This is a genomic window from Pseudomonas sp. UBA4194, from assembly GCF_002379585.1.
Lineage (GTDB): Bacteria > Pseudomonadota > Gammaproteobacteria > Pseudomonadales > Pseudomonadaceae > Aquipseudomonas.
The window spans coordinates 1-9,050 of record NZ_DFUE01000040.1 but is presented as its reverse complement, the minus strand read 5'-3'; the positions used below and the strand labels follow the sequence as shown (position 1 = coordinate 9,050).

At 61.4% G+C, this 9,050-nt stretch carries 9 protein-coding genes; 8 read left to right on the top strand and 1 reads right to left on the bottom strand.

Going from position 1 to position 9,050, the window contains the following annotated elements:
* Positions 1-259: 259 nt before the first annotated feature.
* The 8 genes from B3397_RS10455 to gloA all read left to right on the top strand — a co-directional run bounded on the left by B3397_RS10455 (position 260) and on the right by gloA (position 8,906).
* Positions 260-1,579 carry an ABC transporter substrate-binding protein gene (locus tag B3397_RS10455; RefSeq protein WP_296249748.1) on the top strand — a complete coding sequence of 440 codons (1,320 nt, stop codon included), beginning with the start codon at positions 260-262 and terminating at the stop codon, positions 1,577-1,579.
* Positions 1,580-1,654: 75 nt separating this feature from the next.
* A complete protein-coding gene (locus tag B3397_RS10450) occupies positions 1,655-2,581 on the top strand; it encodes a carbohydrate ABC transporter permease (RefSeq protein WP_296249746.1) in 927 nt (308 codons plus the stop codon).
* Positions 2,582-2,591: 10 nt separating this feature from the next.
* Positions 2,592-3,422 carry a carbohydrate ABC transporter permease gene (locus B3397_RS10445; protein ID WP_296249745.1) on the top strand — a complete coding sequence of 277 codons (831 nt, stop codon included), beginning with the start codon at positions 2,592-2,594 and terminating at the stop codon, positions 3,420-3,422.
* Between the two features lie 99 nt (positions 3,423-3,521).
* The gene (locus B3397_RS10440) at positions 3,522-4,625 is read left to right on the top strand and encodes an ABC transporter ATP-binding protein (RefSeq protein WP_296249743.1); all 1,104 of its coding nucleotides are present in this window, start codon (positions 3,522-3,524) and stop codon (positions 4,623-4,625) included.
* Between the two features lie 14 nt (positions 4,626-4,639).
* Positions 4,640-6,124 carry a mannitol dehydrogenase family protein gene (locus tag B3397_RS10435; protein WP_296249740.1) on the top strand — a complete coding sequence of 495 codons (1,485 nt, stop codon included), beginning with the start codon at positions 4,640-4,642 and terminating at the stop codon, positions 6,122-6,124.
* A gap of 6 nt (positions 6,125-6,130) precedes the next feature.
* The gene (gene xylB / locus B3397_RS10430) at positions 6,131-7,594 is read left to right on the top strand and encodes a xylulokinase (protein ID WP_296249737.1); all 1,464 of its coding nucleotides are present in this window, start codon (positions 6,131-6,133) and stop codon (positions 7,592-7,594) included.
* A gap of 188 nt (positions 7,595-7,782) precedes the next feature.
* Positions 7,783-8,148 carry a histone-like nucleoid-structuring protein, MvaT/MvaU family gene (locus tag B3397_RS10425; RefSeq protein WP_296249735.1) on the top strand — a complete coding sequence of 122 codons (366 nt, stop codon included), beginning with the start codon at positions 7,783-7,785 and terminating at the stop codon, positions 8,146-8,148.
* A gap of 239 nt (positions 8,149-8,387) precedes the next feature.
* A complete protein-coding gene (gloA, locus tag B3397_RS10420) occupies positions 8,388-8,906 on the top strand; it encodes a lactoylglutathione lyase (protein ID WP_296249733.1) in 519 nt (172 codons plus the stop codon).
* A 45-nt stretch (positions 8,907-8,951) separates the two neighbouring features.
* Here gloA and B3397_RS10415 read toward each other — a convergent pair.
* Positions 8,952-9,050 (bottom strand): hypothetical protein (locus B3397_RS10415; protein ID WP_296249875.1); only part of this gene is annotated, 99 nt, incomplete at its 5' end.

Here is a 9,050-nt window from a genome sequence, read left to right as displayed (position 1 = left end):
TGAGGGGACCATCCACCCCCGCCCCCACGCCAAACCCTATACTCCCAATCCCCCACCCAGCCCCCCCACCCGACAGCAACATCTCTAGCCCAAACCTCTCCCCCATCCAGCCACTGCAAAAAAGTATCACTAAAAGTGCACCCAAGGATTTGTCATATCCCCCGGACAGGTCTGTAATCACTAACAGTTCTTCACCTCTGCGAAGACACAAAAACAATAACCAAGGTCGACGCCTGCGGGCGCCGAAGAGGAATGCAAGATGCCGATCAAAGCAAAACCCTTGCTTGTCGCTACAGGCCTGTCCACCTGCCTCGCCCTCGGCGGCTACGCCCATGCCGATACCAAGCTGACCATCGCGACCGTCAACAACAGTGACATGATTCGCATGCAGCGCCTGGCCAAGACGTTCGAAACCGAACACCCGGACATCAAGCTGAACTGGGTGGTGCTGGAAGAAAACGTACTGCGCCAGCGGCTGACCACCGACATCGCCACCCAGGGCGGACAGTTCGACGTGCTGACCATCGGCATGTACGAGGCTTCGCTGTGGGGTGCCAAGGGTTGGCTGTCGCCGATGAAAGACCTGCCTGCCAGCTACGACATCGACGACGTCTTTCCCTCGGTGCGCGAAGGCCTGTCGGTCAATAACCAGCTCTACGCCCTGCCGTTCTACGCCGAAAGCTCGATGACCTACTACCGCACCGACCTGTTCAAGGCCGCGGGCCTGACCATGCCGGAAAAACCCACCTGGACCGAGATCGCCGGATTCGCCGAAAAGCTCACCGACAAGAGCAAGGACCAATACGGCCTCTGCCTGCGCGGCAAGGCCGGTTGGGGCGAGAACATGGCGTTGATCACCACGGTTGCCAACAGCTTCGGCGGCACCTGGTTCAACAGTAAGTGGGAGCCGCAGTTTACCAGTGAGCCGTGGAAGAAGGCCCTGAACTTCTACGTCGACACCCTGAAGAAGTCCGGCCCACCCGGCGCTTCGAGCAACGGTTTCAACGAGAACCTGGCGCTGTTCAACAGCGGCAAATGCGCCATCTGGGTCGATGCCAGCGTTGCCGGTTCCTTCACCATGGACAAAACCCAAAGCAAGGTCGCCGACAGCGTAGGCTTCACCTTCGCCCCCCACGAAACCACTGACAAGGGCTCGGCATGGCTGTACTCCTGGGCCTTGGCCATCCCGGCCAGCTCGAAGAATCAGCAGGCCGCGCAGCAGTTCTCGGCCTGGGCCACTTCCAAGGAATACGCGGCCCTCGTGGCCAAGACCGATGGCGTAGCCAACGTGCCGCCCGGCACGCGCAAGTCCACCTACACCGATGAGTACCTCAAGGCCGCGCCGTTCGCCAACATCACCCTGGAATCGCTGAAAGTCGCCGACCCCAAGGCAACCGACGACAAGCCCTACGTCGGCATCCAGTTGGTGACCATTCCCGAGTTCCAGGCCATAGGCACGGAAGTGGGTAAATCGTTCGCCGGCGCCCTGACTGGCCAGACCACCGCAGACAAGGCCCTGGACGATGCGCAGCGCTCGACCGAGCGGGCCATGAAGCGCGCGGGCTACCCGAAACAGTAAGTCGCAACGCCGTGCTGCCCACCCGCTCGGGCGGGCAGCCGCCGCAACTCAGCATTGCAAGCCAGGTGCGCACCCATGAACACGTCCACTGCCAAGGCCCGAGTCGAAGCCAGCGATGCTTCCGGCAAGAGCCGCCTGTCCAACCCCGGCTGGTTTCTGGTCACCCCTTCGGTAGCGCTGCTGCTGCTGTGGATGATCGTGCCGCTGGGCATGACCGTCTATTTTTCGCTGATTCGCTACAACCTGCTGTATCCGGGTGAAAACGAATTCGTCGGGCTGGAGAATTTCAGTTTCTTCATCACCGACGCCGGCTTCATGCCGGGCGCCACCAACACCCTGCTGCTGGTTGGCAGCGTGCTGCTGATCAGCGTGGTGTTCGGCGTATTGATCGCCGCCCTGCTGGAGGCCAGCGAGTTCTTCGGTCGCGGCATCGTGCGGGTGATGTTGATCTCGCCGTTCTTCATCATGCCCACCGTGGGCGCGTTGATCTTCAAGAACCTGATCTTCCATCCGGTGTCGGGGATACTCGCGGCACTCTGGAAGTTTTTCGGCGCCGAGCCGGTCGACTGGCTCGCGCACTACCCGCTGTTCTCGATCATCATCATCGTCAGCTGGCAATGGCTGCCCTTCGCCATCCTGCTGCTGATGACCGCCATGCAGTCGTTGGATCAGGAACAGAAGGAAGCCGCGCGCCTGGATGGCGCTGGCGCCCTGGCGATTTTCTGGCACCTGACGCTGCCGCACCTGGCCCGGCCCATCGCCGTGGTGGTGATGATCGAGACCATCTTCCTGCTGTCGGTGTTCGCCGAGATCTTCACCACCACCAACGGTGGACCGGGCTTTGCGTCGACCAACCTGGCCTACCTGATCTACAACCAGGCACTGGTGCAGTTCGACGTCGGCATGGCGTCCGCCGGCGGTTTGATTGCCGTGGTCATCGCCAACATTGCCGCCATCATCCTGGTTCGGATGATCGGCAAGAACCTCACCGACAAGAACTGAGGCCCACGCCATGACACTTCAACAATCGCGCCGCATACAGAGCCTGATCCTGGGCTGCCTGGCCTGGGCCGTGGCCATCGTGCTGTTCTTCCCGATCTTCTGGATGGTACTCACCAGCTTCAAGACCGAGATCGACGCCTTCGCCACGCCGCCCCAGTTCATTTTCACCCCCACGCTGGAGAACTACCTGCACATTCAGGAGCGCAGCGACTACCTGCACTTTGCCTGGAACTCCGTGCTGATTTCCTTCAGCGCCACGGCGCTGTGCATGCTCATCGCCGTGCCGGCGGCTTACTCCATGGCGTTCTATGAAACCAAGCGCACCAAGCAGACCCTGCTGTGGATGTTGTCGACCAAGATGCTGCCGCCCGTCGGTGTGCTGATGCCTATCTACCTGCTGGCCAAAGGTGCGGGGCTGCTGGATTCGCGCCTGGCGTTGATCGTCATCTATACCCTGATCAACCTGCCGATCGTGGTGTGGATGGTGTACACCTACTTCAAGGACATCCCTCGCGAAATCCTCGAAGCGGCGCGGCTGGACGGCGCCACTCTGGGCCAGGAAATGCTGCGGGTGCTGCTGCCGATCAGCAAGGGCGGGCTGGCCTCCACCGTTCTGCTGTCGTTGATCCTGTGCTGGAACGAGGCGTTCTGGTCACTGAACCTGACCAGCTCCCAAGCGGCCCCCCTGACCGCACTGATCGCGTCCTACTCCAGCCCTGAAGGCTTGTTCTGGGCGAAATTGTCGGCGGTCTCCACACTCGCTTGCGCGCCGATTCTGATATTTGGCTGGATCAGTCAGAAGCAGCTGGTGCGAGGGCTTTCGTTTGGAGCAGTGAAATAGGATTTGTGGTGAAGGGTCCCCTCACCCCGGCCCTCTCGCCAGGGAGAGGGCGCTCTTGACCTGCACCTCTCTCAACCCGATCAATCATCAGGAATCATCATGGCCACGCTAAAAATAAAAAACCTGAAGAAAGGCTTTGAAGGCCTGCAGATCATCAAAGGCATCGACCTGGAAGTCCGCGACCGCGAGTTCGTGGTCTTCGTCGGGCCCTCGGGCTGCGGCAAGTCCACCCTGCTGCGCCTGATCGCCGGCCTGGAAGAAGTCACCAGCGGCACCATCGAGCTCGATGGCCGTGACATCACTGAAGTCACCCCCGCCAAGCGCGACCTGGCCATGGTGTTCCAGACCTACGCCCTGTACCCGCACATGACCGTGCGCAAGAACCTCTCGTTCGCGCTGGATCTGGCCGGCAAACCCAAGGCCGAAGTCGAAAGCAAGGTCGCCGAAGCCGCTCGCATCCTCGAGCTCGGTGCCCTGCTCGAGCGCAAGCCCAAGCAGCTTTCCGGTGGCCAGCGGCAGCGTGTGGCGATCGGTCGGGCCATCGTACGCAACCCGAAGATCTTTCTGTTCGACGAACCGCTGTCCAACCTTGACGCCGCCCTGCGTGTGCAGACTCGCCTTGAGCTGTCGCGCCTGCACAAGGAGCTGCAGGCCACCATGATCTACGTGACCCACGATCAGGTCGAAGCCATGACCCTGGCCGACAAGGTGGTGGTGCTCAACGGTGGCCAGATCGAACAGGTGGGCTCGCCGCTGGAGCTGTATCACCAGCCGGCCAACCTGTTCGTGGCCGGCTTTCTCGGCACGCCGAAAATGGGCTTCCTCAAAGGCCAGGTCAGCCGCGTCGATGGCCAGGGCTGCGAGGTTGCACTGGAGGCCGGTACCCACATCTACCTGCCACGCACCAGCCCGACCCTGAGCGTCGGCGAAGCCGTGACCCTGGGCATCCGCCCGGAACATCTGGAGCTCGCCCAACCGGGCCAATGTCAGCTGGCAGTCACCGCCGACGTCAGCGAGCGCCTGGGCAGCGACACGTTCTGCCATGTGATTACCGACTCTCAGGAGCCGCTGACCTTGCGCATCCGCGGCGATTTGCGCAGCCAGTACGGGGAACGCCTGAACCTGCATCTGGACGCCCAGCACTGCCACCTTTTCGATGCCCAGGGCATCGCCGTCGCCAAGCCGCTGCAGGCCGCTGCCTGAAACAGGATTGCCTCATGAAACTGAACAAACAGAACCTGCACCAACTGGCCGAGTACATCCAGCTGCCCTCCTACAACCCCGAGTCGACCCGCCAGGGCATCGTGCACATCGGCGTCGGCGGCTTTCACCGGGCCCACCAGGCCTTCTACACCGACCGCCTGATGAACGCCGGCAAGGCCCACGACTGGGCCATCTGCGGTGCCGGGCTGCGCAGCGACGACCGCAAGGTTCACGATGCGCTGGCCGAACAGGATTCCTACTACACCCTGGTGGAGCTGGGTGACACCCCCGACACCGAAGTGCGGGTGATCGGCTCCATCACCGGCATGCTCCTGGCCGAGGACGGCCCCCAGGCGCTGATCGACAAGCTGGCGGACCCTGCCATCCGCATCGTTTCGCTGACCATCACCGAAGGCGGCTACTGCATCGACGACAGCACCGGCGAGTTCATGCAGCATCTGCCTCTGGTTCAGCACGACCTGGCCCATCCCGAGGCGCCAAAGACCGTCTTCGGCTTCCTCTGCGCGGCCCTGGACAAACGTCGCCTGGCAGGTACCGCCGCGTTCACGGTGATGTCCTGCGACAACCTTCCGCACAACGGCGGCGTGGCGCGCAAGGCGCTGCTGGCGTTCGCCGCCCTGCGCCAGGACCAGGCACTGCACGACTGGATCGCCCGTGAAGTCAGCTTTCCCAACGCCATGGTCGATCGCATCACGCCCATGACCAGCGACGCCCACCGCCAGCAGCTGCACGACCGCCACGGCGTCGACGATGCCTGGCCCGTCGTCTGCGAGCCGTTCGTGCAATGGGTGCTGGAAGACAAGTTCGGCAACGGCCGGCCAGCCTGGGAAGAGGTAGGCGTGCAGTTCACCAACGACGTCACCCCTTACGAAGAAATGAAGATCAAACTGCTCAACGGCAGCCACCTGGCGCTCACCTATCTGGGTTTTCTCAAGGGCTATCGTTTCGTCCACGAAACCATGAACGATCCTCTGTTCGTGCGTTACATGCGCGCCTACATGGACATCGACGTGACCCCGCAACTGGCATCGGTGCCGGGCATCGACCTGGAAGGCTACAAGGACACCCTGGTGGAGCGCTTCTCCAATCAGGCCATCGCCGACCAACTGGAGCGTGTCTGCTCCGATGGTTCCTCGAAATTTCCCAAGTTCACCGTGCCCACCATCAATCGCCTGATCGCCGACGGCAAGGCCACCGATCGTGCCGCTCTGGTAGTGGCTGCCTGGGCCTTGTACCTCAAGGGCGTTGACGAGAACGGCAGCCACTACACGATCCCCGACCCGCGCGCGGAGTTCTGCCAGGCGCTGGTAGCCGATGATGTACTGATCACTCAACGCCTGCTCGGCGTGGAAGAAATCTTCGGCACACAGATTCCGAACTCGGCCGAGTTCGTCGCGGCGTTCGAACGCAACCTGGCCAGCCTGCGCGAGTTTGGCGTGCAAGGTACCTTGGAGCGTCTGCTCCAGGCCAAGGAGTAGCCGACCATGTTCCTGGGCATCGATTGCGGCACCCAAGGCACCAAGGCGTTGATTCTCGACGCCGACACCGGTCAGGTGCTGGGCCAGGGCTCGGCTCAGCACCACATGATCAGCGGTGCCAATGGCCGCCGCGAGCAAGACACCGGCGAGTGGTTGACCGCCTTCGAGCAAGCCACCGCACAGGCGCTGGCCAGCGCCGGCATCGATGGCCAGCAGATTCTCGGTATAGGCGTATCGGGCCAGCAACACGGCCTGGTGCTCCTGGACAAGAATGGCCAGGTGCTGCGCCCGGCCAAGCTGTGGTGTGACACCGAAAGCACTGAACAGAACGACCGTCTGCTCGCTTCACTGGGGGGCGCCGCCGGCTCCCTGCAGCGCCTGGGTCTGGCCATTGCTCCCGGCTACACCGTGTCCAAGCTGCTCTGGACCCGGGAACAGCACCCTGAGCTGTTCGAGCAGATCGCCCATATCCTGCTGCCCCACGACTACCTGAATTTCTGGCTCACGGGTCTGGCCCGCGCCGAATACGGTGACGCTTCAGGCACCGGCTACTTCAATGTGCGTGAGCAGAACTGGGACCTGGCGCTGCTGCGCCAGATCGACCCCAGCGGGCGGCTGGAAGCGGCATTGCCGAAGCTGATCGAGTCCCACGAGGCGGTAGGCACTATCCGCCCGGGCATTGCCGCGCGACTGGGCATCAACCCCCACGCCGTGGTCGCCAGTGGTGGCGGCGACAACATGATGGGGGCCATCGGCACCGACAATATCCATCCCGGCACCATCACCATGAGCCTGGGGTCTTCCGGCACCGTATACGCTTTCACCGATCAGCCGCTGGTGCTGGCCGAGCCGGCGGTGGCGACCTTCTGTTCTTCGTCCGGTGGTTGGCTGCCGCTGATCTGCACGATGAACCTGACCAACGTCACGACTGCCGTGCGCGACCTGCTGCATCTGGACATCGCCGGCTTCAATCAAGCAGTGGCCACTGCACCAATCGGCGCCGAGGGCGTGTTGATGCTGCCGTTCCTCAATGGCGAACGGGTGCCGGCGCTGCCCCATGCCACAGGCAGTGTGTTGGGCCTGAATGCCACTAACCTGACGCCGGCCAATCTATGCCGCGCTGCGGTCGAAGGCACGACCTTCGGTTTGCGCTACGGCCTGGATCTGCTCCGCGAGGGCGGTCTGCAGAGCCGCGTGATTCGGTTGATTGGCGGCGGCGCGAAAAGCGCGGTATGGCGCCAGATGGTCGCCGACATCATGGACACGCCCGTGGTGTGTACCGAGCAGACGGAGGCAGCGGCACTGGGCGCGGCCATTCAAGCAGCCTGGTGCGCGAGCCAGGGACAGCAAAGCCTGACGCAGATCTGCCAACGCTGCGTGCGCCTGGACATCAGCACCCAGACCCAGCCCGATCCAATCCGCGCGGCAGCGTACGAATCCGTGTACCGCCGCTATCGCCAGCAGCTGTAGGCGCGGACTCGATGAACTAAATAAGTTGGGTAAAGGCGCCGACTTCCCCTTTTTTTATTTCAAAAAAAGTGCATTATTTACGCACTCGCCAACTTGCACTATTGTGTGGGGGTGATTGAAGCGTTTGCAGGGGGGGCTCGGCCTGAGGACAGGCGGGGCTGATCAAGCTTTTTTTTGGAGTAATGACATTGTCCAGACTTGCCGAATTCCGTGCCGCCGAAAAGGCGTTGCAAGAACAACTCGCCCAGCTCGAAACACTGAAAAACGACGCCGGCCTGAAAAAAGAAATCGAATTCGAAGAAAAACTTCTGGGTTTGATGAAAACCTATGACAAGGGCCTGCGCGAAATCATCGCCATTCTCGATCCTCAGAAAACCAGTTCCAAGGCCCCGGCACCGGCGCCCAAGCAACAGCGTCGCGCCCGCGTGGTCAAGGTTTACGAGAACCCGCACACCGGCGAACTGATCGAAACCAAAGGCGGCAACCATCGCGGCCTGAAAGCCTGGAAGCAGGAATACGGCGCCAGCACCGTGGATTCCTGGTTGCGCGGCTAACGCACAAACGGCTGTATGAAAAACGCCGGGCAGATGCCCGGCGTTTTCACATCCTTTTCACAGCCCGTGTTCCAGTATGAAACCTGCTGATGGAACAGCGCCCCAAATGCCCGCTTCGGCGGGCTTCTTATTGCCCATCATTTTTGCAATGTCGGCAATCCAATAGTGTCATTTGGCATCGTTGTCCCCCTTCCGTATCATGGGCTCCCTTATTCGCCCAATCATACAAGGGAGCACTTATGAGCCTCGATCAATTGAACAGCCTGCCGGGCGTCACTGCGCAACCGGACACGGCGACGGCCAAGTTCGTGTTCAACCACACCATGTTGCGGGTCAAGGACATCGAAAAGTCGCTGGACTTCTATACCCGTGTGCTGGGTTTCAGCCTGGTGGAAAAACGCGACTTCCCGGAAGCGGAGTTCAGCCTGTACTTTCTGGCACTGGTCGACAAAGCCAGCATCCCCAGCGATGACAAGGCGCGTACCACCTGGATGAAATCCATGCCCGGCATTCTCGAACTAACCCATAACCACGGTACCGAGAAAGACGCCGACTTCGCCTACCACAATGGCAACACCGATCCGCGCGGCTTCGGGCATATCTGCGTGTCAGTGCCGGATATCCATGCAGCTTGCGAGCGATTCGAAACCTTGGGTGTGGACTTTCAGAAACGCCTGACCGACGGGCGGATGAAGAGCATCGCGTTCATCAAGGACCCGGATGCTTATTGGGTTGAGATCATTCAGCCGCAGTTGTGAGGTAGGGTTGAGCTAGGGGACCATTCAACACCGATCCCCAACCCATCACTCCGGCGCCGAAGTCCGGATCAAATGGTCAAAAGCCGCCAGCGAAGCCTTGGCGCCCTCGCCCACTGCGATCACGATCTGCTTGTACGGCACGGT